The 25,081-nt window shown below is 54.2% G+C and carries 25 protein-coding genes; 5 read left to right on the top strand and 20 right to left on the bottom strand.

Annotated elements, in window-relative coordinates; genetic code table 11:
* Position 1: 1 nt before the first annotated feature.
* Entirely contained in the window at positions 2 to 1,447 is a 1,446-nt protein-coding gene (locus tag HPY73_01940) for an MFS transporter (GenBank protein ID QLH74335.1), read from the bottom strand.
* A gap of 111 nt (positions 1,448 to 1,558) precedes the next feature.
* Here HPY73_01940 and rfbD point away from each other — a divergent pair, with 111 nt between their 5' ends.
* Positions 1,559 to 2,449 carry a dTDP-4-dehydrorhamnose reductase gene (gene rfbD / locus HPY73_01935; protein ID QLH74334.1) on the top strand — a complete coding sequence of 297 codons (891 nt, stop codon included), beginning with the start codon at positions 1,559 to 1,561 and terminating at the stop codon, positions 2,447 to 2,449.
* 112 nt (positions 2,450 to 2,561) lie between these two features.
* Positions 2,562 to 3,692, top strand: coding sequence for a hydrogenase iron-sulfur subunit (locus HPY73_01930; protein ID QLH74333.1), 1,131 nt, complete (start codon positions 2,562 to 2,564; stop codon positions 3,690 to 3,692).
* Positions 3,693 to 3,700: 8 nt separating this feature from the next.
* On the opposite strand, the gene HPY73_01925 is transcribed toward HPY73_01930, so the two are convergent.
* From HPY73_01925 to HPY73_01870, 12 genes are all read right to left on the bottom strand, one after another.
* Positions 3,701 to 5,386: a PAS domain-containing protein gene (locus tag HPY73_01925; GenBank protein ID QLH74332.1), complete on the bottom strand. Its 1,686-nt coding sequence runs from the start codon at positions 5,384 to 5,386 to the stop codon at positions 3,701 to 3,703.
* Between the two features lie 118 nt (positions 5,387 to 5,504).
* Positions 5,505 to 6,989, bottom strand: coding sequence for a cation acetate symporter (locus HPY73_01920; protein QLH75607.1), 1,485 nt, complete (start codon positions 6,987 to 6,989; stop codon positions 5,505 to 5,507).
* A gap of 14 nt (positions 6,990 to 7,003) precedes the next feature.
* Entirely contained in the window at positions 7,004 to 7,729 is a 726-nt protein-coding gene (locus HPY73_01915) for a universal stress protein (GenBank protein QLH74331.1), read from the bottom strand.
* The gene (locus HPY73_01910) at positions 7,729 to 7,914 is read right to left on the bottom strand and encodes a hypothetical protein (protein ID QLH74330.1); all 186 of its coding nucleotides are present in this window, start codon (positions 7,912 to 7,914) and stop codon (positions 7,729 to 7,731) included. The genes HPY73_01915 and HPY73_01910 overlap by 1 nt, the downstream gene beginning before the upstream one ends.
* Before the next feature lie 233 nt (positions 7,915 to 8,147).
* Positions 8,148 to 8,474: a hypothetical protein gene (locus HPY73_01905; GenBank protein QLH74329.1), complete on the bottom strand. Its 327-nt coding sequence runs from the start codon at positions 8,472 to 8,474 to the stop codon at positions 8,148 to 8,150.
* A 2-nt stretch (positions 8,475 to 8,476) separates the two neighbouring features.
* Entirely contained in the window at positions 8,477 to 9,340 is an 864-nt protein-coding gene (locus HPY73_01900) for an Mrp/NBP35 family ATP-binding protein (protein ID QLH74328.1), read from the bottom strand.
* Positions 9,341 to 9,444: 104 nt separating this feature from the next.
* Positions 9,445 to 10,527 carry a UDP-N-acetylglucosamine 2-epimerase (non-hydrolyzing) gene (gene wecB / locus HPY73_01895; protein QLH74327.1) on the bottom strand — a complete coding sequence of 361 codons (1,083 nt, stop codon included), beginning with the start codon at positions 10,525 to 10,527 and terminating at the stop codon, positions 9,445 to 9,447.
* Between the two features lie 9 nt (positions 10,528 to 10,536).
* Positions 10,537 to 11,322, bottom strand: a complete 786-nt coding sequence (locus tag HPY73_01890) for a restriction endonuclease (GenBank protein ID QLH74326.1) — start codon at positions 11,320 to 11,322, stop codon at positions 10,537 to 10,539.
* Between the two features lie 53 nt (positions 11,323 to 11,375).
* Entirely contained in the window at positions 11,376 to 11,705 is a 330-nt protein-coding gene (locus HPY73_01885; GenBank protein ID QLH74325.1) for a hypothetical protein, read from the bottom strand.
* A 97-nt stretch (positions 11,706 to 11,802) separates the two neighbouring features.
* The gene (locus tag HPY73_01880; GenBank protein ID QLH74324.1) at positions 11,803 to 13,755 is read right to left on the bottom strand and encodes a hydantoinase/oxoprolinase family protein; all 1,953 of its coding nucleotides are present in this window, start codon (positions 13,753 to 13,755) and stop codon (positions 11,803 to 11,805) included.
* A gap of 346 nt (positions 13,756 to 14,101) precedes the next feature.
* Positions 14,102 to 15,325: a SufD family Fe-S cluster assembly protein gene (locus HPY73_01875; GenBank protein ID QLH74323.1), complete on the bottom strand. Its 1,224-nt coding sequence runs from the start codon at positions 15,323 to 15,325 to the stop codon at positions 14,102 to 14,104.
* Positions 15,325 to 16,101, bottom strand: coding sequence for an ABC transporter ATP-binding protein (locus HPY73_01870; protein QLH74322.1), 777 nt, complete (start codon positions 16,099 to 16,101; stop codon positions 15,325 to 15,327). The genes HPY73_01875 and HPY73_01870 overlap by 1 nt, the downstream gene beginning before the upstream one ends.
* Positions 16,102 to 16,222: 121 nt before the next feature.
* On the opposite strand from HPY73_01870, the gene HPY73_01865 reads away from it, so the two are divergent.
* A complete protein-coding gene (locus HPY73_01865) occupies positions 16,223 to 17,251 on the top strand; it encodes a CoB--CoM heterodisulfide reductase iron-sulfur subunit A family protein (GenBank protein QLH74321.1) in 1,029 nt (342 codons plus the stop codon).
* Between the two features lie 77 nt (positions 17,252 to 17,328).
* On the opposite strand, the gene HPY73_01860 is transcribed toward HPY73_01865, so the two are convergent.
* The gene (locus HPY73_01860; protein ID QLH74320.1) at positions 17,329 to 17,865 is read right to left on the bottom strand and encodes a VOC family protein; all 537 of its coding nucleotides are present in this window, start codon (positions 17,863 to 17,865) and stop codon (positions 17,329 to 17,331) included.
* 3 nt (positions 17,866 to 17,868) lie between these two features.
* Between HPY73_01860 and HPY73_01855 the strand changes: the two genes are divergently transcribed.
* Positions 17,869 to 18,387 carry a hypothetical protein gene (locus HPY73_01855; protein ID QLH74319.1) on the top strand — a complete coding sequence of 173 codons (519 nt, stop codon included), beginning with the start codon at positions 17,869 to 17,871 and terminating at the stop codon, positions 18,385 to 18,387.
* Positions 18,388 to 18,445: 58 nt separating this feature from the next.
* A complete protein-coding gene (locus HPY73_01850) occupies positions 18,446 to 19,111 on the top strand; it encodes a class I SAM-dependent methyltransferase (protein ID QLH74318.1) in 666 nt (221 codons plus the stop codon).
* A gap of 3 nt (positions 19,112 to 19,114) precedes the next feature.
* Here HPY73_01850 and cobB read toward each other — a convergent pair whose 3' ends face one another.
* From cobB to HPY73_01820, 6 genes are all read right to left on the bottom strand, one after another.
* The gene (cobB, locus tag HPY73_01845; protein ID QLH74317.1) at positions 19,115 to 20,464 is read right to left on the bottom strand and encodes a hydrogenobyrinic acid a,c-diamide synthase (glutamine-hydrolyzing); all 1,350 of its coding nucleotides are present in this window, start codon (positions 20,462 to 20,464) and stop codon (positions 19,115 to 19,117) included.
* A complete protein-coding gene (locus HPY73_01840) occupies positions 20,461 to 21,252 on the bottom strand; it encodes a P-loop NTPase (GenBank protein QLH74316.1) in 792 nt (263 codons plus the stop codon). Before HPY73_01840 ends, cobB begins: the two co-directional genes overlap by 4 nt.
* Entirely contained in the window at positions 21,249 to 22,358 is a 1,110-nt protein-coding gene (gene cfbD / locus HPY73_01835) for a Ni-sirohydrochlorin a,c-diamide reductive cyclase catalytic subunit (protein QLH74315.1), read from the bottom strand. Before cfbD ends, HPY73_01840 begins: the two co-directional genes overlap by 4 nt.
* Positions 22,331 to 23,623: a coenzyme F430 synthase gene (gene cfbE, locus HPY73_01830; protein QLH74314.1), complete on the bottom strand. Its 1,293-nt coding sequence runs from the start codon at positions 23,621 to 23,623 to the stop codon at positions 22,331 to 22,333. Before cfbE ends, cfbD begins: the two co-directional genes overlap by 28 nt.
* A gap of 2 nt (positions 23,624 to 23,625) precedes the next feature.
* Positions 23,626 to 24,024, bottom strand: coding sequence for a sirohydrochlorin nickelochelatase (cfbA, locus tag HPY73_01825; protein QLH74313.1), 399 nt, complete (start codon positions 24,022 to 24,024; stop codon positions 23,626 to 23,628).
* Positions 24,025 to 24,126: 102 nt separating this feature from the next.
* A complete protein-coding gene (locus tag HPY73_01820) occupies positions 24,127 to 24,912 on the bottom strand; it encodes a methyltransferase domain-containing protein (GenBank protein QLH74312.1) in 786 nt (261 codons plus the stop codon).
* Between the last annotated feature and the right edge of the window lie 169 nt (positions 24,913 to 25,081).

The raw sequence follows: 25,081 nt of genomic DNA, 5'->3' as shown, positions 1-25,081 counted from the left end.
CTCAATCCACAGGCCCGGCGCATTCATTCTCAAAGTCCAGCCCCCTTCCAGGTCTCATCGTCATCACTACAAGGAAGCCTAGGAACGAGAAAATGATCCCTGCGACCCAGGTCCAAATATATCCATCCTCCCCGGTCAAGGTCATCGGGCCAACATCGATGGTGTAGCTGGCCATGATCACCGATGCAAAGACCGGCCCGATCGACCCGCCCACGACCCGGAATAGCGTGTTCATGCCAGAGGCGATACCGAACTCCTCTCTCGGTGATGCCATGGCGACGACACTGATCAACGATACCATCGCACATCCGAACCCTGATCCGCTTACGAACATCGAGGCCATGATCTCCAGCTCTGAACCATGGAAGAAGATCAGCATGGCATAGCCGGCCGAGACCAGTGCCAATCCTGCCATCAAGATCCTGTCCGCGCCGATCTCCTTCGAGAACTTGCCGACAAGTGGTGCCACTATCAGCTGCGCGATGGCGCTTGGGAACATGTAAACACCGACCGTGAAGGTGTCCTTGAGGCCCAGACCTCCCGCGATATCAGGGGCCATAAGGAAGAACGGCAGGGTCTGGAACATCATGAACATGCTGAGTCCGATGAACAGGGCGGCAAAGTTCGCACCAGCTATCCCTCTGCAGGACATCAGTCTCATCGAGACTATCGGGTTCGGGATCCTCCTCTCGAGCGCCACAAAGGAGGTCAAAAGGAGCAGAGATAGCACCAAGGAACCTATGAACAGCCAGCTGCCCCATCCCCATTCTTCGCCCTGGGTAAGGCCGAAGAGCAGCGTAAAAACACCCCCCGCCAAAAGGAGGGTACCTGCATAATCGAGCTTCACGGACACCCTCACGGACGATTCCTTGATGGTCAAATACACTACCACGGTCATGAAGGCCATCAACGGCCAGACGATATCGAAGGCCGTTCTCCAATCATAATTGGACACGACCCATCCTCCTCCCAGCAGACCTATGCTCACACCGACGGAGAACATCGCACTTATGATTCCTATCGCCATCGGGACCATTCTACGGGGGAAGGTGTCCCGAACGATACCGAACGCGAGCGGGAATATGCCCATGCCTATCCCTTGGATGGCCCTGAACATTATCAGTGAGGGTATCGACCATGAGAAGGCGCATCCCATCAATCCCGCGACGTACGCGATCATCGACAGTATCATGACCTTCTTCTTTCCGTACATATCCCCCAAACGCCCAAGGAGGGGGGTCGCCACCGCTCCAACGAGCAGATATGCCGACATTATCCATGATACCCATTCCGCGTCCTGAGGATACTCCATCGCTATCCCTGGGAGCGCAGGCACCAGCATGATCTCTATGAACATGACCATCATGGCCATGGAGGCCAGCAGTAAAAGGATGATCCCATTTCCCTTTATGTTCAGACCTTCCTTTTTAGGACCTAGGTTCGACATAGTTCCATCCTCGCAGCAAGCGATGGAAGGCTCTCAAAATCGAGACCATATTTAAGTCTTGACAATTTTTTATAGATATTTTATTAGTCGCTTCACTCATCTCACATCTCCATGTCCATCGCGCTTGTGATCGGCGGCAGCGGGCTGTTGGGGCGCTCTCTTGTGCGACAGCTCAGGGCAGAAGGGGACGAGGTCCATTGGACATACAGCTCCTCGAAGGGGAGCGATGAAGAAGGAGGATTGCATCTTGACATCAGGATCAACGATGCGGTCGAAACGGTCATTTCATCCCTTCGTCCAGACCATGTCTATCTCTCAGCCGCCATGACGAACGTTGACCAGTGCGAAAGGTCGCCGACGACCGCTTGGGAGGTGAACGCCGTCGGGACGATGAATGTGGCCAAGGCATGTTCCAAGACCGGTGCGAAGCTCCTTTACATCAGCACCGATTATGTCTTCAATGGGATGAAGGGCTCAAGATATTATGAGTTCGATGACCCAGATCCGATAAACATCTACGGCATGACCAAGCTTGAGGGTGAGAGATGTACATTGGATGCAGGCAGGGACAACCTTGTCTGCCGGGTCTCGGTCCTGTATGGTCCCGACCGTCCTCTGAAACCGGACTTCGTCACTTGGCTGGTCGGAGAGCTCGGGAAGGGGAATAGGGTAAGGGTCTTCAGAGACCAGTATGTGTCCCCGACCTATGCGCCACATTGCGCCTCTGTGATGAGCAGACTGATGAGGTCAGGTAAAAAGGGAACATATCATACATCCGGACCTGATTGCATGAACCGTTATGAAATGGCTTTGATCGTGGCCGAGGTATTTTCCTTGGACCCGTCCTTGATCGAACCTATCACAATGCAGGAGGCAGGATTGATCGCCAGAAGACCAGGGAGCTCCTGCCTCAATATCGAAAAAGTAAGGGCGGAGCTGGACATGGAGATGATGTGTTTCAGGGACGGGGTCAAGGATATGAGGGCCCGAAGAACTGCTTGATATACATTTTCTTCGTCCACATGGAGGACCCCAGCGAATGCAATAAATACGCGGCGGTTCGTTTTTTTCCCGGTCGTGCGCTCGGAATAAGAAATGGGAACGGTAGATCTTGATGACAGAGGACAACGGTTCAAGGATCGGCGTATTCGTTTGCAGATGCGGTGGCCAGCAAGACCTTAGTTTGGACATGGACAAGATCGTCTCAAGGATCGAAGGATCGTCGGATGTCGTCACGGTCAAATTGGTCGATTATCTGTGCCATGAGAGGTCAAGGAAAGAAATGGTCGACATCATCAAGAAAGAAAGTTTGGACAGGGTGGTGGTGGCGGCCTGCACGCCGAGGCTATATCTTAACGAGTTCCAGGATACGGTCCAAAGTGCGGGTCTAAACCGCATGATGATAGAGATGGCGAATATAAGGGAACAGGTCGCCTGGGTGCACTTCGAGGACAGGGAGGGGGCGACGAGAAAGGCGGGGGACATGATCTCCATGGCCGTTGCTAAGGTGGCCCTTCAGCAGCCGAGCGACCTCGGGAACGTGGCCTTTGTCAATAAGAAGCGCTGTACGGGCTGTGGGGTGTGCGAATCGGTCTGCAACGTGAACGCTGTCCACGTGCTTCCAGATAAGGATCATGAAGGGAAACGCAGGGCGACCGTGAACCCCAAGGCCTGCGTGGGTTGTGGGGCTTGCGTCTCGGCCTGCCCTACCTCGGCCTTGGACCAGACCTATTTCTCCAACAGGCAGATGGTCGCCCAGATCGAGGACCTGCTCTCCCACAAAGATGAAAAGGGGTCGTTCCCCAACATCATTGTCTTCACTTGTAACTGGTGCTCATATTCATCCGCTGACCAGGCAGGTCTCATGAGGATGCCTATCGATACCGGATTCAGAACAATAAGGGTCATGTGCTCTGCAAGGGTGGACCCTGAATGGATCATCAAGGCGATGTCCCTGGGCGCCGACGGCGTCCTTGTGCTAGCTGGGAAACCTGGCAGGTGCCATTATGACATCGGCAACATGAGGACACGTAAGAGAATGACCCTCCTAAAGATGGTCTTTAAAGAATATGGGTTCGACGAGAACAGGTTCCAGATCAAGTTCGTCGATTCTGAGCAACCTGACATCTATGCGAGGACGATAAACGAATATGTGCAGACCATCAGGGAGCTGGGGCCGAACCCGATCGAGCCCACCACCATAGTGGACCCAGTAAGGGTAGAGCTACCTTACCTGAAATTATAAGGTCCTCCTTACCCGACGAAACGATATGAGCCCTTTGGGATGGTGATCCTGAACCTTGCACCGGACCCAGGCTCACCATCCTCGATCATCTCCATCCCACCTATGTGGAGGATCTCATTCGACAGGAACAGCCCATAACCTGAGTGGCGACCTCTTCCCTTTTCAAAGATGGCCTTCTTTTCATCGATAGGAATGCCCACCCCATCATCCCTATAGATGATCTCGAGGTGCCCATCGGTCTCCTTGGCATCGACGGTGATATTGCTCAGCTCCCCCCCGTGCGAAAGAGAGTTGTTGACAAGGTTGTAAAAGACCTTGGTCAAAAGGGGGTCGGCGAATACCTCGACACCATCCGTGTCCATCGATACCTTTACACCTCTCATGTCCTGGACCTGGACGATGTTTCTGAAGATACTTTCAAGCGACTGCCATGTCGGGGCCCTTTTTCCCAATTCTTGATAATCTTTTGCGAAGGAGGTCTGCTTCTCGATGTTCCCTATGGCCCGCAGGCCCTCATCGAGATGCCTCAGGACCTCTGGGTCTGAGACCTTGGACCTGGCCAGATTTATCCTGCCATCGAGGATGACAAGCTGGTTCTTGATATCATGTCTTGTTATGCTGTTCAGGAGGTCCAGCTTCTCATGCGTCATCTTTGCATCCTTTTCGAAGACCTTTCGGAGGGTGATGTCCCTGATCAAGACCATCCTCCCCACTAGAGAATTCCTTTGATCGAGGATCGGGCTGACCTCGACCTCAAAATGCTCATCACCCACCTCGAACACCGGTCTTGATGACCGACCCTCTTCAATATCATCGGGAACATCGAAGGCATTGGTCGGGAACCTCGCAAGGACGCGTTCTATGGGCAGACCATAAGCATCCTTGGAGATCAGACCGCTGAGCCTCTCTGCAGAACGGTTCATGAACATCACTCTGCTCTTCTCATCCAGGACAAGCACGCTGTCCTGCATGGTGTCCATGACACGGTCCATTGCGAAAGGCAGCATATCGAAGAGCTCAAAGCTGAACGCACCGATGAAGAGAGGTATGCTTGCAAAGATGAGCCCTATCATGACGATAAATCCGCCTGGGGCGTGGCCCAACAGAGAAAAGTTCAATATGACGGCCAGAAGGGAGATGGCGCCAGCGACCATCACCAGACCAGCGCCCCGCCTGTGCGCCTTGGTCGAGCTTATATAATGTTTGATCAAAACGGCATTCCCAATTATGATTACCAGCATGTCGAACGATGCGAACGCATAGAACAAAGGCCCATATTCCGCATCGAATGTGGTATAGACATCCTCTGGTAAGCTCACATCACCATAGAAGAGACCATGAAGATCGTTGCTCACCACAATGGCCTGGAAAATGATGGCTAGGACCACCAAAAGCATCGCGACCTTTTTGCCAGCATACTTATTGCCGGTGAAGAATAATGCGAAAAGGAGAAAAGTGACCGTGGCTCCCAGATACCCAGCATATTCCAGGTTGTTCCAGAAAAGCTTCTCCTCAATGGTCGATGATGCAGTGTCAAGATAATATGACCATCCTATCAAGACCTCGAAGAACATCAGGGCGATGAAAACGATCTTGAGGTCCTGCTTGCTCCCGCTCAGGCTGAGATAGGATAGGACAACCGCGGTCACCGTCATGGCAAGCGCCGCGAGCCCAAGGAGGATAAGCTCATCCACGGAAGGAGATGATTTATCTCAGGATATAAAAACGCTCCATATTGGCGGTAGATTTTGATAATCATTAAAAAAAGTATCAAAGAATTAAAAATATGAAAAAAAGGTTTTAACTGGCCGTTCAATCGCCCTTCTTTCCTGTCAATAGCGAGACGCCTATCATCGATACAAACCCTAATGGTACGCTCACAATCCCAGGGTTGGTCAGTGGGAACAACGGGTCGTCCTGATAGGTGGGGCTGAACCAGATCAGCACAAGCGCGCTCACCAGACCGACGATGATCCCGGCGATGATGCCCTTGTCCGTCGCCCTCTTCCAGAAAAGCGTCCCTATCAATGCAGGTATGTTCGCCGAGGCCGCTATGGCAAAGGCCAAGCCCACAAGGAATGCGACGTTCTCGCCCTTCATGAGTATGCCAAGCATGATCGCCAGCAGACCGACCCCTACCGCCGTCAGCTTGGAGACCCTCAGCGCGGCCTTGTCAGACCTTTTTTTACCAAGGATCTCGGTGTATATATCGTGAGCGATAGCTCCTGCCGATGCCATGATCAGCCCTGAAACAGTACCAAGGATGGTAGCGAACGCTATTGAGGATATTATCGCGAAGAACACCTCGCCCCCAATGAAGTTGGCCAGCGTAGGAGCGGCAAGGTTCGAGTCCTTCACTACGAACTCTCCCTGGCCCGCGAAATAGTTGGCACCCAGTCCTAGGTAGAGTATCAGGACATAGAACAGCCCCATCATCATGATCGCTACCACGGTGGATTTTCTGGCATCCGATGGCTTCGGTACAGTATAGTACCTGATCAGGATGTGCGGCAGCGCGGCCGTCCCGAGCAGCAATGCCAGGCATAGTGACGCAAAGTCCCACGGGTCCTTGAACTTCAGACCTGGTGACATGAACGCGTCACCGGTATGCGCGAAGTTACCTGTCGATGGATTGACGGCCCCGTTGTCCAGGAATTCCTGGATGAACTCAATAGGCCCAAACCCAGAAACGGCCAGTACACCGACGGTCAATGTGATGACAGCTATCACCAGCAGAAGGGCCTTGATGAACTGCACCCACGTGGTGCTGACCATCCCTGCGGTGGCCACTATCAGTATCACGATGCCCCCGACGATCAGCACCCCCCATTCATAAGGGAACCCGATCAATGGTTGGATGATCGTACCGGCCCCTACCATCTGCGGTATGAGATAGAATATGCTCACCACAAGGGTGCTGATGGCCGCCGCCAGTCTGACATATTTGCTCTTGAACTTCGACACCAGGGCGTCCGCGAACGTGAACTTGCCCATCACCCTGAGCGGCTCCGCTATGAGGAAGAGCGCCACGATCCATCCGGCCAGGAATCCGATGCCGTAGATGAAGCCATCGAACCCGCTGAAGGCTATGATGCCGGCTATGCCGAGGAAGGATGCCGCGCTGAGGTAGTCGCCTGCGAAGGCAACCCCGTTCACGAACCATTTAACGCCACCGCCAGCAGTGTAGTAGTGGCCTGCCGTACGCACCCTCCTAGAGAAATAGATCGAGATCGCGAGGGTCGCTATCACGATCACCACGAACAGCCCGAAGGCTAAAGGTTTAAAGTCGTTGGTCAACGCCTCGGTCATGCTCAGCCCTCCTGGGCCTTCTCCATCTTTACCGCATACCAATTGAACAAGATCGCCATTATTATCGCTATGAAGATAGCCAGTATCCCCATCACGAGACCGACATTGAGTCCGAGGAACCTCTCAGACATCAGGTCCCGTTCGAAACTTCCCATGATCATGAGGGCCGCATAGAACGCCACATATATCCCGAAGAGCGCAAGCCCCACCTTGAACTGTTTTGTCGAGGTCAGATGCTTGACCGTCACGGGCTTCCTACGACCATCAAGGGACCTTGCGAGCTCAAGTGCGCTCATGCCCTGCTCCTTCGTCGGGTTGATGGTGACCACCTCGCACTTGGCATGCTTGGCCACCGCCCTCGCGACATCGCCGAGATATAATCCCCTGAGGCCGCTGGGGGCCGAGCTCCCCATGACAATGACCTCAGCTCCCATCGTGTTCGCGACGTTGACTATCTCGCCAGAGACCGGCCCTTCTCTGATGACCTCCTCATAAGGTACTCCGTCTCTCATCGCGAGCGCCTTCGCAAAGGCCATCCCATCAATGTCAGAGCATCTCTTCAGAGCAACATTCTCCGCCTGCTCCTCGACACCGGTGACCGGGGTCATCTCCACGACGTTGAGGATGATCAATTTGGCATTCCTCTCCTTTGCCATCTTGACCGCCTCGATAGTCGCCACCAGGGCCGGGAGGGAACTGTCCGTGGGCAAAAGGACCTTTTTCTCCATCAGCCCCATCCTCCTTTTCCATCGTTCGTCATGCTGGGCGCACCAAGGTCGTTCCACGTCCTGGTCATTGTATAGGTCCGGGGTATGACCTTCCACCTCGAGATCTTACCACAGAGTGGCGGAGGGGCCCCGGTGGGGGAGCGTTTCCTCCTTTTCCTGCCTGGATGGTCGAATGCATCCTGCATGGGAGGCAGCTACTCGCGGAAGGGTACTTAAAACTATGTTATTTACTCTACGATATTTGACGAATTAACCATTGATTTTAACGATTATCGAAATTATTCTTTGAGAATTAGATAATAAATTAACATATGCCGTCGGTCCACAACGATAAACGACGATAATTCGTCGATGAACAATCAATTCTGTTCATCGTGCGAAAGGCAAAATATATGTGGAGGCGCAGAAAGATCATAGATCATCCTCGCGCCTGTCTCCGTCTGAAGGAGGCGATCGCTTGCGAGACTGTCCCTTCCTCATCGGTCACGATCTTGATACCTTTCGATTCAAGCTTCTTGACACCATGGGGCCCGATGAACCCGGTGATGACGACGTCAGGCCTTAGCTTCACGATATTCTCTGCGGTCTGGATACCGTATCCTATATCCGTGTCGACGAGGACGTTGTCGAACACGTCCAAGGACATGGTGTCCGTCTCGATGATCAAAAGGTACGGCGCATGACCGAACTCCTCGGCCACCAAGGCGTCCCAGTCGGTGCCCTCTGCTGTCACGCAGACCCTCATGCTCACATCCTCTTGGTCGGTCTCCTTGGCGACTGCGACTCGATCGTGCTAATGACCTTCTCTGCGATCTCCTCGAATGCCTTTGCCCCAGGGGAATCAGGGGCGCTCAGGACGATGGGCCTACCCTCATCTCCAGATATGACCATCGCCTGGTCTATAGGGACCCTTCCCAGGAAAGGCACCGCAAGGTCCTTGGCGGCCCTCTCCCCTCCCCCTACCTTGAACAGGTCGATCTGTTCACCGCAATGAGGGCACTTGAACCCCGACATGTTCTCAACGATCCCTAGTACTGGCAGCCCTAACTTCTTGGCGAACATGACGGACTTCCTGGAATCGAGGAGGGCCACGTCCTGTGGCGTGGTCACGATGATCGCGCCGTCCGCCTCAGGGATGAGCTGGGCGACGCTGAGCGGTTCATCACCAGTGCCCGGTGGCAGGTCGACCACGAGATAGTCGAGGTCCCCCCAGTTAACATCCGAGAGGAACTGCCTTATCGCACCCATCTTGGCCGGTCCCCTCCAGACGACCGGGGAGTCCTTATCGGACAGAAGGAATGCCATGGATATCGTTCTGAGGTGCGGTGTGACATCGACCGGAAATATCCCCTCCCCGTCCGCCATCAAGGGCGCATCCTCCACGCCCAGCATCTTTGGGATATTAGGGCCATGTATATCGGCATCCATGATGCCCGTGTTCAGCCCTCGCATCGATATGCACATGGCAAGATTGGTTGCCACCGTGCTTTTTCCAACCCCTCCCTTCCCGCTCATCACGATGATCTTGTGCTTTATCTTTCCAAGCTTCTTCAACAGTTTGACATCCTCCCCTTTGACGGTCTGAACATCGATCTCGTCTGCCTGCTCCATCTTGTCACATCCTATCGGCCAATAAGCCATCTGAGCTTGTCGCTTAAGAACATTATTCTCTATAAAAGAGATGGCTAATTCCCTTGCAATCCGTGGACCGTCTATCAGAAGTACCTTTGCATCAGGTCTTCCACGATCCTCTTCGCGGCCATCCCATCCCCAAGAGGGTTAGGCCAATCCCGTTTCTTCATTAACATTTGCCCGGCGGCCTCAGCCATCGCGACCGCGTCGATGCCCGCGAGGGTGTTCGCGCCGACCTCGACCGTCTCAGGCCTCTCGGTCGAGCCCCTCATGGTCACACATGGGACGTGAAGTATGCACCCCTCCTCTTGAACACCACCAGAATCTGTCATGAGAAGTCTGGCGTTGGCCTCGAGCTGTAGGAAGTCCAGATATCCTAATGGTTCTACTGGCCTGATCTCCTCAGGAAGAACGATCCCGAAGCTCTCAATATTCTTCCTTGTCCTAGGATGGATGGGGAAGATCACTGGAAGGCCGGATTCGTTCGAGGCGTTCTTCAGGCCCTCCACGATGGCCCACATCCTTCTCTTGTCATCGACGTTCTCCTGTCTATGTGCCGTCGCCAGGATATATGCGTCCGAACGGAGTTCGAGGGCCTCCAAGATCTTGGACCTCCTCCGGGAAATCTCAAGGTTCTGGATCACCGCATCAACGACCGTATTTCCTGTAACAACCATCTTTTCTGATGATATGCCCTCGGCCAAAAGATTTGACCTCGACCTCTCGGTCGGGGGGTACAGGATGTCTGATATATGGTCTGCCATGACCCTGTTTATCTCCTCTGGCATCCGACGGTCATAAGAGCGCAGACCGGCCTCGACATGTCCTATGTCTATGCCCATCTTTGCGGCGGCCAGGGCCCCTGCCAGCACTGTATTGGTATCACCTTGGACCAGAACGACATCCGGCCTCTCCTGCATGAGGACCTTCTCCACCCCGGCAAGGATGGCCGCTGTCTGTTTACCATGCGTCCCTGAGCCGACGTTGAGATTGTACTTCGCATCCTGCAGTTCAAGGTCTTTGAAGAAGACCCTGTCCATCTCATAAGAGTAGTGCTGACCAGTATGCACCACATAATGGTCCAGCCCCCTCGTCTTCAGCTCACGGACGACGGGCGCCATTTTTATGATCTCAGGTCTTGTGCCCAGCACCAAGCATATCTTCATTTGAAAACCTCAATGTAACAACGCCTCAGCGCTCTTGGACGCACTCCGGATGTCGACCCATGGAAGCGTCCTGCGTATTTCCTCCTTTCTATCGAGCAGGTCTTTGGCCAGGACGAAATCATGTTCAAGGAGCGCCCTCATATCGGCCCTCCTGATATCCATTACGGTCATGGGATAAAGCCTGTGCTCTTCGACAAGCTCTTCCAGGCCTCTTCCATCTGGGTATCTCCAGCCTAATAATTTCATGCCCATGCACTCAGCGTATCTCACCACATCGCTCGAGAATCTGGTGTTGGTGACGAGCCAGATCGCCTGATGACCATCTATGGACTGAAGGTCCAGGAACCTCCCATAGGTATATAGGGCCGTCTGGACCGAGCATTTGATACCCTGTGAGTTGTGGAACTTGCATTCCACTATCTCGCTGGCGCGGTCTTTCAGAAGGATCACATCGACCTCGTGTTGGATGCACTGTCCTTGCAGGACCTGACGTAACTTGGTCTCATATCCCATGGCCTCGAAAAGCTTGGCGATGAATGTCTCGAAGGCATAGCCGTCTGGACCTAGGTTCATGATCGCCTTCTTCAGCCCGAACTTGGCCTTTCGCTCCGAATCGAGCATCATATTGACCTTGCGATATATTTCCTCGGTCGTGATGCCATCATATAGTTCTGGCCGCAACCTTTCAACTATTCGGTCCGCCTCTGCGGCGGAAACACCAGCCCTGAGCAGGGAGGCCTTGGTCTTTGAAGGGTCATAACGCTCCCTCTCTCCCGACCGTTTTACGACTATCATAATATGATCAATGGTCATCAATGCCTTGAGGACGGATAATCATTGTCCGTGGTTCAAAAGACCTTGGCCCTCTTCCCGAACAAGGACGCATCAGGTTCTAGCTCGTTGACCTCGTCGACCTTTGTAATGTCAATGGTCGTCTGTGGGGCGATCTTGTAGCATGTAGCTATAGGAAGGTTCACTGCTGGCGAGATGTCGCTCACCGTCATGCACCTGCGTGAGGTGATGCTCAGGATGAACATCGCAACAGGATCGATCACGATATGCGCGATCTCCTTCCTGTCCTGCTTGTTCAATTTTTCGATAGCGTCCAGCACCGCAAGCTCGGTTGTTCTTCCTTCTCCTTCGTAAATGCCCACCTTGAATTCCCATATATGAATCATGGGATTGACCATAAAACTTTCTATATACTGTTAAAACCGGCCGATTCAAGCGACTGTAATTGCTTCAATATGTACATTGTTGTTCATCAATGAGACATCATCTAAGCCTCGGTCTTGCGAGAGCCAAAGCCCTTACATCCACCCAATTGACGAACTTCATCTCCCTTCCAAACCCATCAGGGAACTTCTTTTCGATCACATCAACACGTATGCGGACGTCCTCCACGTCCTGCTTGGCGATCCTGTCCCTGACCACGCTGGAAGTGTAAGCCCTTGCCGATGATATCGCCTCCTCTAATCTGGAATACTGTGATGGTGACGACATAGGGCTGAACACCAGATATTTGTCGTCCCTGGCATAGACCTGTGCGGAGAACATCTCTGAGACCTCGCTGCATACGGCGCCCAGGGCGTTTCCCACATCATGGCCCTCCGGTACCACGACATCCCCGTCGATCCGCTCTCTGAGCGGAAGGATAAATTCCTTGGCCGGGGCCCCTATCCCAACTATGGGGCGCCCAGGGGACATCTTGATATTGTACCCTCCGACGCTCTCATGGCCTGTCGCTCCTCTCAAGAGCTTATGGAATGCGCCTCCCCCATCCAATTTCGAGCCCGAGTCCACCAAGGCCTTCTTTAAAAGTTCCTCCCCCACCCTGGTGACCATCAGTTTCAGGATCATCTTCGCAAGTGTTTCCGCGTCCTCGCTCATCCTCTCGGACATCAAGGACATCCCCACCCGGGACGCTTCGACGTCCCCAGACCTGAATTTCCCTAGGAAGTGAAGAGCATCTGTCGGCGTCAGTCCAGTCCTCATAAGCAGACCTCTAAGCCTCATGCTTTCCAAAAGGGTGGATGTGACCATCGCTTTTCCCTCGAGGCCCATTATCATGTCGAACCAGGAACAGGGGGCATGTCCTTTGACGAAGTCATAGACCGTCCTCTCCTTTTCTGTCAGGCGGCTTATGTCCGCCTTGACTGGCGTGTAATGTTCAAGGTCCTTGCTCGCTTCCAATTTGGCCTTGAAGCCGGGATATCTCACGGATGCGATTGCCAAAGGCATCACCTTTTCAGGCCCAACGACCAGACCTCGGTCCTTGTCCAATCTTATGATCGAATCCCCACCGAGACCGCAGGTCCAGATATCGATGCCTTTGACCCTCGTCCTCCAATTGCCCACCATCGCCCCTTCCATATTGAGGCGGGGGAACCCTCCATCAAGGCAGGCGATGTCGGTGGATGTCCCGCCCATATCGATGACCCAGCACTCGTCCAGTCCTGATAGGACCTTTCCTCCCATGAGGCTAGCCGCTGGGCCGGATAACACCATCTCGATAGGCACCTCTCTTGCATGGGATATGCTCATCATGCCCCCATCTCCTTTGAAGACGAAGATCCTACCAGTGATCTCCCTTGCCCTCATGGAGCTCTCAATACCGTCAAAGAAGTCATTGATTATCGGAAGCAACTTGCCGTTCAGTACGGCCGTTACCGTGCGCTCATAGATGCCAAGCTCAGAAGTGAAGGACTGCCCCATCAGGACCGGTAGCCCCGCCTTTTTCCTGACCGCGTCCCTCACACGTATCTCCTGATGACCGTTACAGACGCTGAACATGCCGGACACCACAACGGCATCGACCTCTTTCGTGACCTCTTCTATGGCATCATCCAGCTCGCTCTCATCTATGCTCTGGAGCACCCGACCGACCGAGTCGCACCCACCTTTGATGAAACGCATCTTACTGGCGCCAAGGTCCCATTCTGGGTCAGGTCTCCAGCCGATGCCTATCAGGCCGACATGACCCCCCTTTCCTTGGAGGATGGAATTTGTGGCAAGGGTCGTGGATATACCTACAAGCTTGATCAAAGACCTGTCCACATCGCATCCCGATAAGGCGCCGTCCACTGCCCCAAGTATACCGACCGATAGGTCGTCGTAGGTTGTGGGGCTCTTTGCCTTCGATATTATCTTCTTCGTGTCCAGATCGACGATGACCGCATCAGTGAAAGTACCACCATTGTCAATGCCAAGTCCGAGTCTAACGGTCATGCGCCGGGAATTGCAGACCCAAGACTTAATACATTAACATAAAAAGGACCGAGGTCTATAAAATATGTTATATAATTATATAATATTTTAATAAAAATAACGGACCGTCATTTATCCGCCCTCTGCTGTCACATACACCTATGACCATGGGCACTGATTCGAAGCCCACATCGTCCAATTAACTATTGACATAGATATCTTGAGATGTGATCGTTCATCTATCATCGGAGTTTGATTTGAAAGGGCAGGTACCGACCTTAAATTCTTCCTGTATTTCGGTCTGACCTTTACTGCGATAGTGGATCAAAAGGACCGAGTGTACCACCGCCCCGATGGCCCTCCTCGTTCACATGTTGGAAAGGTCCACCTGTTCCAATGTGGCATCGATCTCCGCCTTGAGCTGTGGGGGAAGGCCCCTGATGCCCACATCAAGGAATCCCTTGACTATTATCCCGACCGCCTCCTCCTCCGTCAGCCCGCGCGACATCAGGTATTCCACCTGGTCCTGAGCTATCTTCCCGACCGCCGCCTCATGCGTCATCTCGACATCTGGCACCCTGGCCTCCAGCTCCGGTATGGCGATCTGCGTCCCCTTGTCCGATAGGATCAGGCCCTTGCATTCGAGATGTCCCTTCACGTTCGGAGCGGCCCCGACCATCTGCCCCCTCGCTATCATGACCCCACCTGTGGTGATCGTCCTCGAGGTTATCTCCGCCTTGCACCCCGGCGCGTTCATGATGACCCTGGAACCCATGTCCATCTCGCTTCCAGGATGAGCTACCGCGACCGAGTTGAACACACAGACCCCGTTCGGGCCGTTCATCCTGCACGTGGGGTACGTTTGGATAGACCTGACAGGCTTAAGTGCAACATAGTTGTTGATGAAGATGGCGCCCTCGTCCATCTCGATAACGGTCCTTGGGCGGACACCGATATTCTCCGCCCAGTTGTGTATCATAGTGAAGGTGAGCTTGGCGTTCCTCTTAAGGTAGAACTCGGATATGCCCAGATGCAACGCTCGGTCTACATGTTTGCTCGTGCTGCACCCAGTGACCACCTCTAGCTCGGCCCCTTCCTCGACGACTATGACATTATGGACCGTCTGCGCAGAGTCCTTCGACTTCAACATGAGGCAGGTCTGGACGGGCATCCTGACCTTCTGACCTGGAAGAGCATGGATGAAATAACCGTCCGCCTCCTCAAGAAAGGTCCTTGAGGTGTACTTATCAGCATCTGGCTGGACCGCCTTCCAGCTATATTCCTTGAGCCAGTCATGTACACCTAGTGCCTTCTGGAGGGACATCACCTCCACCCCGGTCCCCATCTGCCTCTCATGGACAACGGTGTTGTCCATGAGCACGAACGAGCCGGAGCGCCCCTCCTCGTTGGGAAGGACGCCGACATTCAGAAGGGTCCTTTTGTCCTCATCACTTAGCTCGGTCAGGTTGCTGGCCTTTGCCAGGTCCTTCCTTGCGGATGAGAACTTCTCTAGCTCTATGTCCTGACCAAAGGCGGCCTTCTTCTCCTTTGCCATCTCGGCCTTTTTTCTCACATCTTGGTCGTCCGCCATCACTCGGCCCCCTCTACCTCGATGTGCCTGACGTTCCTCTTTCTGATGTTGCAACTGATGCACTCATCATATCCCTTCGTTCTGATCTCATGCAGCAGCTCTCTAGGGTTTCCAGTGCAGGCCACCGTCCCTTTGCACATCACATACCCTCTGTCAGCGTTCACATAATCAAGGATCTGTCCAGTATGGGTGATCACAAGCGCCCCCTTTCCAGTGGATTCCCTCTTACCTGCGCAGGAGGTTCCTTGCAACAGGTCATGGATCTTTTTTCCCACCCTTTCTATCGAGACGATATCGACGCCGCTTTCCGGCTCATCAAGCATGATGAAGCACGGGTTCTGCGCCTCCAGCTGCAGGAGCTCCGACCTCTTGATCTCCCCTCCGCTGAACCCGACATTGACATCTCTGGTCAGGAAATTGGTCATATTTAGGTCCGCCGCTAGGGCCTCTGGCCTGACCCTCCCTTTGCTCATGATCTTGAGAAGGTTCCCGAGCTGGACGCCCACAAGGTTCGGCGGCCTTTGCATCATGAGGCCAATGCCTGCCTTGGCCCTGTCCGACACTGATTTGTGCGTGATGTCCTCATCATTGAATATTATCCTCCCCTTGGTCACCTTGTAACCGCTGAAACCCATTATTGTCATCAACAAGGTCGACTTCCCCGAGCCGTTTGGTCCGAACAGGACATTGGTATAACCGGCCATGACAGAGAGGTTCACGTCATGAAGCACCTCTCTCCCACCGACCTCGACGGACAGATCCTCTATCTCTAACATTGGAACACCATTCCTCGATTCCAAAGGAAACCATTTAAGAGTATCGGCCCAGTCACGCCGGCCATCCGAGGATGCAAGATTCAATTATTCAGGAAAAGATACGGTCATAGAGCGGGCTAGGATGAGGGTGACCGATGTATTGATCGTGGGGGGAGGAGTCGCGGGCCTGACCGTTGCGAAGGAGCTCGCCCGGGATGGGATAAGGTCGGTGATCGTCGAAAAGGGAGACAGGCCGGGCGGAAGGACATCTCTCATCTCGCACGTCTTCCCCTCAAAGGTATCTGGACATCAGATAATAGCTGAATTATCCTCTAAGATCGACAGGGATATGGTCGATATCCTGACCTCATCGACCGTCGTCCGCATCTCAAGAGATGACGTTGCGTTCCTGGCCGAAGTGAACTCAGGCGAAAACGAGCTTACCGTCCGCTCAAAGGCTGTGGTGCTGGCGACTGGTCTGGAGCCGATAGACGCCAGCATTATCCGCGAGTTCGGGCTCGGAAGGTTCGCTGATGTCATCACCTCCTTGGACCTCGAGATGATGCTCTCCTCTGGTAAGGTGAAGAGACCATCGGATGGTTCGATACCAAGGACGGTGGTCTTTGTGCAATGTGTGGGGTCGAGGGTGGAGAGAAGAGGCGTCAGATATTGTAGCAACATCTGTTGCATGAACGCCATCAAGAACTCGTCTTTGATCAGGGAGATGCACCCTGGAACGAGGTGCTTCGTGCTTTACATCGACATAAGGACACATGGCAAGGGCTATGAGGATGCGTACAAGGAAGCGAGGAGGAAAGGCGTCGTTTTCATCAGGGGGCAGCCTTCAATGGTCCTCCAAAAGGACAGCTCTTTATCGGTGTGCGGGGAGAACACATTGTTGAAAGAACTATATGAGATCGAGGCCGACCTCGTGGTCCTGAGCGTGGGCCTCAGGACATCCAAGGAGGAGCGGACGCTCTTTTCCTCCTGTGGTGTCGGGATGGACAGGGACGGTCTCCCCTTGACGTCTGATGAGATCATGGCCATATCAACATCTAGGGCCGATGGTATCTTCCTGGCCGGATCGATGGAGGCGCCCAAGGACATAAGGGACACGATCTCTCATGCCAGATGCAGCGCGGCCGACGTCAGGAGATATCTTGGAAAGTAAATTCGCTCACCTTGGCATCATGGTCTTTTGAATGAGGTCAAAGGCCGTCCCTTCGAACCGATCATGGCCAAGGAGACCTAGCTCGGCCTTTCAGATTCCTCCAGGATGCCGAGCTTGTTCCCGAACGGGTCGAGGAACACGGCCATGAGGCCCCCCCACGCCTGCCTCTCAGGTTTAATGATGAAATCGACCCCCTCATCGACCAGCCTTCTGTGGACCTCAAAGATGCTATCAGTGGCGAAGATGATGCCCGTATCGGTCCCTGGCCTCTTATCTTCCCTTGGGTCTGGGACGAAGAGCACTATCCTCACATTCTCATCGACAAGGCCCACCTCTACCCAATTATCGGCGGAACGGTCATGGACAAGACCTAGACCAAGGGCCCCTGTGTACCAATCCACGGCCCTTTTAAGGTCGTTCACCGGGACCTTTACCATCCACACCCTCTTGAGCTTACCTCTGCCGAGGTCATACGATTCACCGCCCATGGGGTCGCCTATCGGCATGAACCTTTGAACGCACGGGGACCATATAATATTGTTTCCAGGTGATGCCCTTTTCTCCACCAACGGTAGGACGGGACATCGTTGATATCCTCCCTCGTCCATCAGCACTTCATGGTCGGCGGAGGGGCGAGGAAAAGAGATCTGCTGGTGGAGATACGGCCCGATGGGATGGATGTGAAGATACATAAGATCATGAAGCTGGCCTATCCATTTGCGTCCTCGATCGCCATATGCGCCACCGCATTCGTATTTTACCAAATCTATGATGGGCAGGTCCCGCTCGAGATGCTTTTCCTCTTGGCCCTCCTAGTGCCAATGGCGATATTCGCATACATTTTTTCAATGGCCATATCGACGCCTTTCGCATACCCCATCATGGTTTTCCCGGAAGGGATAGAGTTCAGGTCGACGTGGCTAGGAGCGAAAATGGGACTGCCAGGCCTCATCCCTAAGGACGAGATCGACAGGATAGAGCTGGTAGCTCATGAGGGAAGGGGGAAGGGAAAGGCCGTAGCTATCTTTTTGAAGAACAAGAAGGTCCAGGTGGTCCATCGCAGGAACGAGGAGGACCTGGTCAAGCTCGCCAGGACCTTAGAGTCGTCTCTCGGATTGAAAGTGGTAGGGCTGTGAAGGATAAATACCGTCAACAATAAATCAGGGAGAACCCCCTGGAGGATATGGTGATGAAATGGTCGAGGACAAGGGGCCGACGCAGGAGATGATATGGGAGAAGAGCTACTCCTCGAAGAGGGACTTCTTTGGGAACGAGCCGAGCGAGTTCGGCATACGCTCCGCGGAGGTCCTTAAGAGGCACAATCTCAAAAAACTGCTGGAACTGGGATGTGGGCAGGGCAGGGACACGGTCATGTTCCTGAAGAATGGCTTTGAGGTCACTGCCATAGATTATTGCCAGACGGGATTGGACCAACTTCAGGAGTGCACATCCTGCAATGGATTGATCAAGAACCTGAGATTGTGCAGGATAGACGCCAAGGCCGGCCTTCCATTCCCGGATTCCTCATTTGATGCTGTATACAGTCACATGTTCTTCACGATGGAGTTCACCGAGGAGGAGATGGGAAGGATCATGGATGAGGTGAAAAGGGTGCTCAGGCCAGGTGGTTATAACATATATTCCGTCCGTAGCGACAAGGACCCGCACTATGGCAAGGGAAAGCACTGTGGAGAGGACATGTATCAGAACCAGATGGGATTCATCGTGCACTTCTTTACTGAAGAGAAGATCAAGAGGCTGTCGAAGGGATGGGAGATACTTTCCATCCGTCAATCGGTCGAAGGCTCGTACCCTTTCGATAAGTACCTTTATGAGGTCACAATGAGAAGACCGCGATGATCATCACAAAGCGGCCTCTCGCACGAACGCTCCGCCCCACGCCTTGTTCGCCAGGGCATGCTGGTGCATATAGGTCCCTATCGTCCTCCTCTTGATGAGGCCATCGTGCGACCCGTCGATGCCCGTGCCCCTCTGCACATCGAACGCATAGGGCCCAGTCGGCAGGGGCACCAACCTCGAGTAATGGAACTCGTGCCCCCTTATGTCCATGCCTGGGAACAGGAAGTTCTTCTCGGTGGCCTTCGCCCTGACATATGCCAGTCCTTGCCTGTCGACGGTCAGCTCGGCATCGACATCGAAGACCCCGGCCATCGGGGCGCCAGATGGCCCGTCGATGATCCTCTTGCAAAGGGTCATCAGGCCTCCGCACTCTCCATATATCAGTTTCCCCTCTTCTGAGGCCGCAAGGAGCCCATCCCTGAAATCCTTGTTCCTGGATATCTGTCCCGCGTAGATCTCAGGGTAGCCACCGCCGATGTAATAGGCATCAGCATCTGGCAGCCTATCGCCCTCCGTCGGCCGGAAGAACACGACCTCCCCACCGGCCATCTGTATCGATTCTATGTTCTCGTGATAGTAGAAAGAGAATGCCCTGTCCCTGGGGACCGCGACCTTGACGCCGGCCCTCGATGCCTTTGGGTAGGGACATCTCTCGTCAAGCTGTATGTCAGGGGCACCTTCAGCGATGGCCAGGAGAGAGTCCATATCGACCTCCATGGCAAGCTCCTCGACCTGCCTCATCGTCGCCCCGACATCCTCCTTCTCTGGGACCGTGACAAGTCCAAGATGCCGCTCTGGCAGCCTCTCCCTCCTTCTTTCTATGCATCCGATGACCTTTGTTCCCGTCAGCCTTTCGACGGCCTCCTTGGCCTTCTCGCGATGACGCGCCCCGGCAACATGGTTCAGGATGACACCGTCGATCCGGACCTCAGGGTCCAGCATCTTGAAGCCGAGCACATGTGCCGCGGCGCTCTTCGCAAGACTCCTTGCGTTGACGACGAGCACGACAGGCGCCCTGAGCAGCTTCGCGATCTCGGCCGTGCTCCCAATGTCACCGGTTGAGGTGAGGCCATCATACAATCCTCTCACGCCCTCTATCACTGCCATGTCCGCGTCCCTTGTGGCCCATCCATAAAGGTTCTTCAAGGTCTTCTCATCCATGAAGAACGAGTCCAAATTCCTCGACGGTCTGCCTGTGGCCGCGGAATGGAACATGGGATCGATGAAGTCCGGGCCGACCTTGAACGCCTGGACCTTCATCCTCTTCGAGAGCAATGACATTATGCCCGTGGCTATCGTCGTCTTCCCGACACCGCTTCCCGCCCCAGCGATCACGATCCTTCTCGATGTCATCCTGAGACCTCCCTGAGGAGCTGCCTGAGGGATTCCGGGTCCATCGGGCTCGGGACAGAGAACCTGTCATTTTCCCAGACCGCCCTGGACAGTCTGCGATACTCTTCGGCCTGGGCACTGTAGGGCTCGCACTCAATGACCGTCCTTCCCTTGTTCTCGCAGACCCTGACCATAGGGTCCCTGGGGATGAAACCGATCATCCTTGAACCAATATGTGACGCGAAGGCCTCTACCGCCTCCCTTTCCTTCAAGACCTCTCTTGAATTGCAGATCAGCCCGCCAAGGTTGACGCCAAGGTTGTTAAGGCCCCTTGCGATGTTATTGGCCGCATACATGGCCAAGTACTCTCCCGAGGTGACGATGTAGACCTCATTGGCGTACTTCTCTCTGAGAGGTACGGCAAAGCCCCCGCACACGACATCCCCAGGAACATCGTAGATGATGACATCGATCTCCTCATTGAAGTGGTCCCTCGAAAGGGCCTGCACTGCAACGATTATCCCCCTTCCAGCGCACCCTACCCCAGCCATTGGTCCGCCGACCTCTATGCATCTGACGCCCTTATAGCCCACTGAGACCTCGTAGTCCTTTGGCCGAAGGCCGTCCTTCATCTGTTCGAGGAACGTAGGCACCTTCCTTCCTCCCAGCAGCGTCATCGAGCCGTCGGCCTTTGGGTCGCATCCAATATACCACGTCCGTTTGCCCATCTCGGCGAAGCAGGCCGCGAGGTTCGCAGATATCGTGCTCTTCCCGATCCCTCCCTTTCCGTATATTGCGATCTGTCTCATCGGTATCCCTTCTCCGCTACCTCCCTGATGGTGTTCCCCAGCTCGTTCCTGATGACCTTGTCCGTCCTCATCACGTCCGCATGCGTGGTGACCTCGCCGACCGACAGCTCGAAACCGTTCTGTATGTAGTTCCTGAGCTCTCTGGGCTGGTCGGTCACGAGCACATCGTCCTTCCGGAGACCAGTAAGATGGTGAGGAAGGCCAGCGATTATCCTCAGGTCATATCCGCCCTGCTGTAGGAGCATCGAGGCCTTTTCGGCCGCCACGGGGTACTCGTCCAGGCCTCCGGTCAGCTCCACGACCTTGACATTGGCGGCCTCCAGGTCCCTCAGTATGTTCCTGGCGTAACGTCTGATCCTTGGCAGTCCGACATCCGGATCAAGGTTTCCTATGTGGACGACCTCCCCACCTAACTTCGACCTTGCCTCCTCCATGGCCCTCATGATGTCAGCGAAGCCATAGGCGGTCTCCTTCTTTGCGTTGAGCACCACCGCGACCCGCTTGCCCTGCCTCAGCGCATCGACGATCCTGAGGGCGACCGTCAGCTTTGTCACGCCTGGATGAGGTTCAAGGTATTGTTTGGAGGTGATCCCCCTGTCCTTTTCGATGAGGGTGGCCCTGACCAACATCTCCTTCTGTCTGAGGAACTCCTCATTGGAGATGATGCCTCTCTCGGCCGCGACCTCGAGCGTCCTTATCGCCCCGCTGGTATTAGGTCCGGAACATCCATGCGTATCGACGGGGATGACCTTCGCTCTGAGCCCTGCCTTTTTTATCGCGCCGTCGAGGTTCTCTCCGATTATCATGCTGGCACAGGTGCCGACGATACCGACGAGCTTGGGCCTGAAGTCCTCCTCGACCTTCTTGAGTATCCTCGCGAGCTTGTCCTCCGCCCCGAAGATCAGATCGTTCTCCTGCATGCCGGTCGTGATGACCCTCACGCCCGCCTCCTCAAGTCTCCTGGAGGCCATGAAGCCGCAGCCAGCAGGGCCATGCATGATTATGACGTCCACATCAAGGTCACGGAGGGTGTACATCGCCGCTATTATCGGGTTCGGCCTTGGGTGCAGGATGTCGTTCAAAGGAACCCCTCCTTGGTGCACCATAGAACCACCTTGTGCTTCCCCCAGACCTCATAGGCGTTCTTGATCCTCTCTAGGTCCGGCCATCGTCTGCCCTCACCACACCTTCTCTCGAAGAGATAGACCTTCTTTACCGAATGTTTCTCGGCCACAACACGCAGGACCGCATGCATGTCCAATTTCTCGCATACCTTTGCATTGACCGGGTCGATGACGAGCCCTATGTCCGAGATCCCGTACAGGTCCTCAAGTATCGAGATGTTCCAGCCGATGCTCCTGGCCCCGACCCCCGGATTCCTCTCGCGGACCATGTACCACATGCCTTCTCGCTCTATCTCCCCCCTCCCAGGTACGCCCTTGAACGAGCTGAGGGACCTGACGGTGGCCTCCATGTCGATCCCCAAGGCCTTCATGGCGGCCAGAGATGTCTCGAAAGCATTCGTATATGCAGGTGCCAAGAACATGCTGGAAAGGCTGACAGAGTATACTGAGCCACCATCGAAGACCCTCAACTCCAGCGGCACTCCCAGCTGAAGTTCCCTGCCGAACTCGACATGGACATCCCCCTCGCTCCCAAAGGTGGTGTCCTCGACCCCTTCTGGAAGATATGGGGACCAAAGGTCCCTCTCCCTCTCGGGGAAAACGACCTTCTTCTTCGCAAGTCGGACCATTTGGACCTTGCCGTCGAGGGCCTTCCTCGTGCCGCCCGCGATGCCATAGTCATCGTTCAGGTTCGTTATGCAACATACATCGCCGATGCCGCAACCGCCTAGACTTTCCTCCAGCACTGCGACATCGAACCCTTCCAGACCCGCAAGTTCGATGAGCGAGGCGGGGGCGATGCTCGTCTTCTCTTTTATTACCTCTATCTTGTCTCCTTTTAGGCGTAGATCCCCGCGGGATGTGTGCAGCAGCACGGTCCTTCCTGTCATGGAAAGCATATGCGCAATGATGTGGCATGCCGAGGTCTTGCCGCTGACCCCCGTCACCTCGATGACCGGCATCTTGAACCTGACCAGGCGTCCTACCGCCTCATGATGGGTTATCCTCTCATCGTACCTGGCATCGGCCAGGAACCTATCAGGACAATGCACGGGTACTATGGCCAGGTCGAACTTTTCTGGAGGTGCCCTGACCTCGCATCTGATCCCCTCGTCCCTGAGCGCCCGCCTCTCCTCGGCGCTCATCGTGCCGTATACGTCCACCAGAGTGACATCATGGCCGAGCCTCCTGTGCTCCCGGCCGATCCTGTCTCCGCCGTGGGTCTGGTCGAGGACCAACACTTTCAAGTTCAACCCTTCTTGACCCTTTCTCTGATACGGTCGGCCAGGATATCTGCTATCCTGTCATCTGCGCCGATCGGTCCGCAATACTTCAGTTGGATGGTCTTCCCTTCGACCACCATCGAACCCGCTGTATCCCCTTTCTTGAACCCTAGTTCCCCAGGGATGTCCTCAGTGAGATGTATCCCTGATGCCAGGAAGCACGGTTGCACGTAGATCTCGTCCACCCCCATCCTTACGAGCTTCTCTATGCCCTGCTTGATCGTCGGCTCGTTCAGCTGCATGAAGGCGGCTGTCACCGGTCCGAACTCCTTCCTACGGTCCAGGACGTCGGCCATGTGCACAACCAGGTCCCTGTTGAACTGCAGCTTGCTCCCATGCCCTACCACTAGCACTCCTTTTGTCATTTAGACCACCTATCGGTGAAAATCAGAACGGTAAGACCTCAGTAAATAAAAGATTTTTCAAAAATGAGAGATCGAGCAATATGAGCCCTGAGAACCCTCGGATCACAAGCGCGGGGACCAAATTATCACGGTCATGACGATGCTCTGAGGGCATTTTATCGAGGAAAGTATCCTATGAAAAAGCTCCTTATCGCCCTCCCCGATCCCCCTTGAGTAAGCCGCGATGAAACGCTGGATCGACATGGAGAGCTTCCGGTCAATGGCCTTAGGGCGATCGATCTTGAAATGATGCAAACGTGGTCTTCTTCCCAGTCCTTCCAGTGCTTCGATGATGAGGGGGGCCATATACGCCTCGTCGGAGAACCTCATGCCGAGTAACAGGCCCAATGCCTGAAGATGTTCGTCCACATGGCACGGACCTCCTCTTGTAACGATGCAACAGCTCCTTCTTGACAGCGATTCCATTTTTATCAATGCGTCAAGGTTGCATATCGCAGGGCAGAATGATGCGAACACAAGGTCAAAAGACCTCTCTGAGCTGAAGTCCTCCCATGGCATGTTCATGAATTCGACGTTGTTCCGACCGTTTTTCCTGCATAGGTCCATAGCATGCCCTATCATCTTGCTAGAGATATCCAAAGCCACAACGCCTCGCACAAGTCCAGCGAAAAAATTCGAATATTGGCCAGGACCACATCCGATGTCGAGGACGAGGTCTTCCTCCTTGAGATCGCCGTTCTGTGCGAGCAAGGTCAGGATGGCCTTGTCCACCTCACTTAGCGAGCCGGGGCCAGATACGTAATGGTCCGCTTCCCCATCCCAGAATGAAGCAATATCCATCGGTGTCCGGCCCAACAGATGGTCGGGCAACAATTCCCCCTTTTCCATCCATTCCCTTTGCCAGGCATCCAAATGAACCGACCTTTCCGCCATGCATAGGCATTTCAAATTATTAGAGTATTACTTTTTGAAAATTCGTAATAAAATTATAACCAGGGCCTGTTCTGATCACGATGGATGTTAACAGATCCCATTTACGACGGTCTCAGTGTCCATC

This window comes from Methanomassiliicoccales archaeon, assembly GCA_013415865.1.
Taxonomy (GTDB): Archaea; Thermoplasmatota; Thermoplasmata; order Methanomassiliicoccales; family UBA472; genus MVRC01.
The sequence above is the reverse complement of the archived record's forward strand: the minus strand, read 5'-3'. Positions and strand labels throughout refer to the sequence as shown.

Excerpts from the sequence above, each read along its gene's own strand:
- HPY73_01940 (QLH74335.1), bottom strand. The coding sequence starts at position 1,447 with ATGTCGAACCTAGGTCCTAAAAAGGAAGGTCTGAACATAAAGGGAAAT.
- rfbD (QLH74334.1), top strand. The coding sequence starts at position 1,559 with ATGTCCATCGCGCTTGTGATCGGCGGCAGCGGGCTGTTGGGGCGCTCT.
- HPY73_01930 (QLH74333.1), top strand. The coding sequence starts at position 2,562 with ATGACAGAGGACAACGGTTCAAGGATCGGCGTATTCGTTTGCAGATGC.
- HPY73_01915 (QLH74331.1), bottom strand. The coding sequence starts at position 7,729 with ATGGAGAAAAAGGTCCTTTTGCCCACGGACAGTTCCCTCCCGGCCCTG.
- HPY73_01910 (QLH74330.1), bottom strand. The coding sequence starts at position 7,914 with ATGCAGGATGCATTCGACCATCCAGGCAGGAAAAGGAGGAAACGCTCC.
- HPY73_01905 (QLH74329.1), bottom strand. The coding sequence starts at position 8,474 with ATGAGGGTCTGCGTGACAGCAGAGGGCACCGACTGGGACGCCTTGGTG.
- HPY73_01900 (QLH74328.1), bottom strand. The coding sequence starts at position 9,340 with ATGGAGCAGGCAGACGAGATCGATGTTCAGACCGTCAAAGGGGAGGAT.
- wecB (QLH74327.1), bottom strand. The coding sequence starts at position 10,527 with ATGAAGATATGCTTGGTGCTGGGCACAAGACCTGAGATCATAAAAATG.
- HPY73_01890 (QLH74326.1), bottom strand. The coding sequence starts at position 11,322 with ATGATAGTCGTAAAACGGTCGGGAGAGAGGGAGCGTTATGACCCTTCA.
- HPY73_01885 (QLH74325.1), bottom strand. The coding sequence starts at position 11,705 with ATGATTCATATATGGGAATTCAAGGTGGGCATTTACGAAGGAGAAGGA.
- HPY73_01880 (QLH74324.1), bottom strand. The coding sequence starts at position 13,755 with ATGACCGTTAGACTCGGACTTGGCATTGACAATGGTGGTACTTTCACT.
- HPY73_01875 (QLH74323.1), bottom strand. The coding sequence starts at position 15,325 with ATGGCGGACGACCAAGATGTGAGAAAAAAGGCCGAGATGGCAAAGGAG.
- HPY73_01870 (QLH74322.1), bottom strand. The coding sequence starts at position 16,101 with ATGTTAGAGATAGAGGATCTGTCCGTCGAGGTCGGTGGGAGAGAGGTG.
- HPY73_01865 (QLH74321.1), top strand. The coding sequence starts at position 16,223 with ATGAGGGTGACCGATGTATTGATCGTGGGGGGAGGAGTCGCGGGCCTG.
- HPY73_01855 (QLH74319.1), top strand. The coding sequence starts at position 17,869 with ATGGTCGGCGGAGGGGCGAGGAAAAGAGATCTGCTGGTGGAGATACGG.
- HPY73_01850 (QLH74318.1), top strand. The coding sequence starts at position 18,446 with ATGGTCGAGGACAAGGGGCCGACGCAGGAGATGATATGGGAGAAGAGC.
- cobB (QLH74317.1), bottom strand. The coding sequence starts at position 20,464 with ATGACATCGAGAAGGATCGTGATCGCTGGGGCGGGAAGCGGTGTCGGG.
- HPY73_01840 (QLH74316.1), bottom strand. The coding sequence starts at position 21,252 with ATGAGACAGATCGCAATATACGGAAAGGGAGGGATCGGGAAGAGCACG.
- cfbD (QLH74315.1), bottom strand. The coding sequence starts at position 22,358 with ATGGTGCACCAAGGAGGGGTTCCTTTGAACGACATCCTGCACCCAAGG.
- cfbA (QLH74313.1), bottom strand. The coding sequence starts at position 24,024 with ATGACAAAAGGAGTGCTAGTGGTAGGGCATGGGAGCAAGCTGCAGTTC.
- HPY73_01820 (QLH74312.1), bottom strand. The coding sequence starts at position 24,912 with ATGGAAAAGGGGGAATTGTTGCCCGACCATCTGTTGGGCCGGACACCG.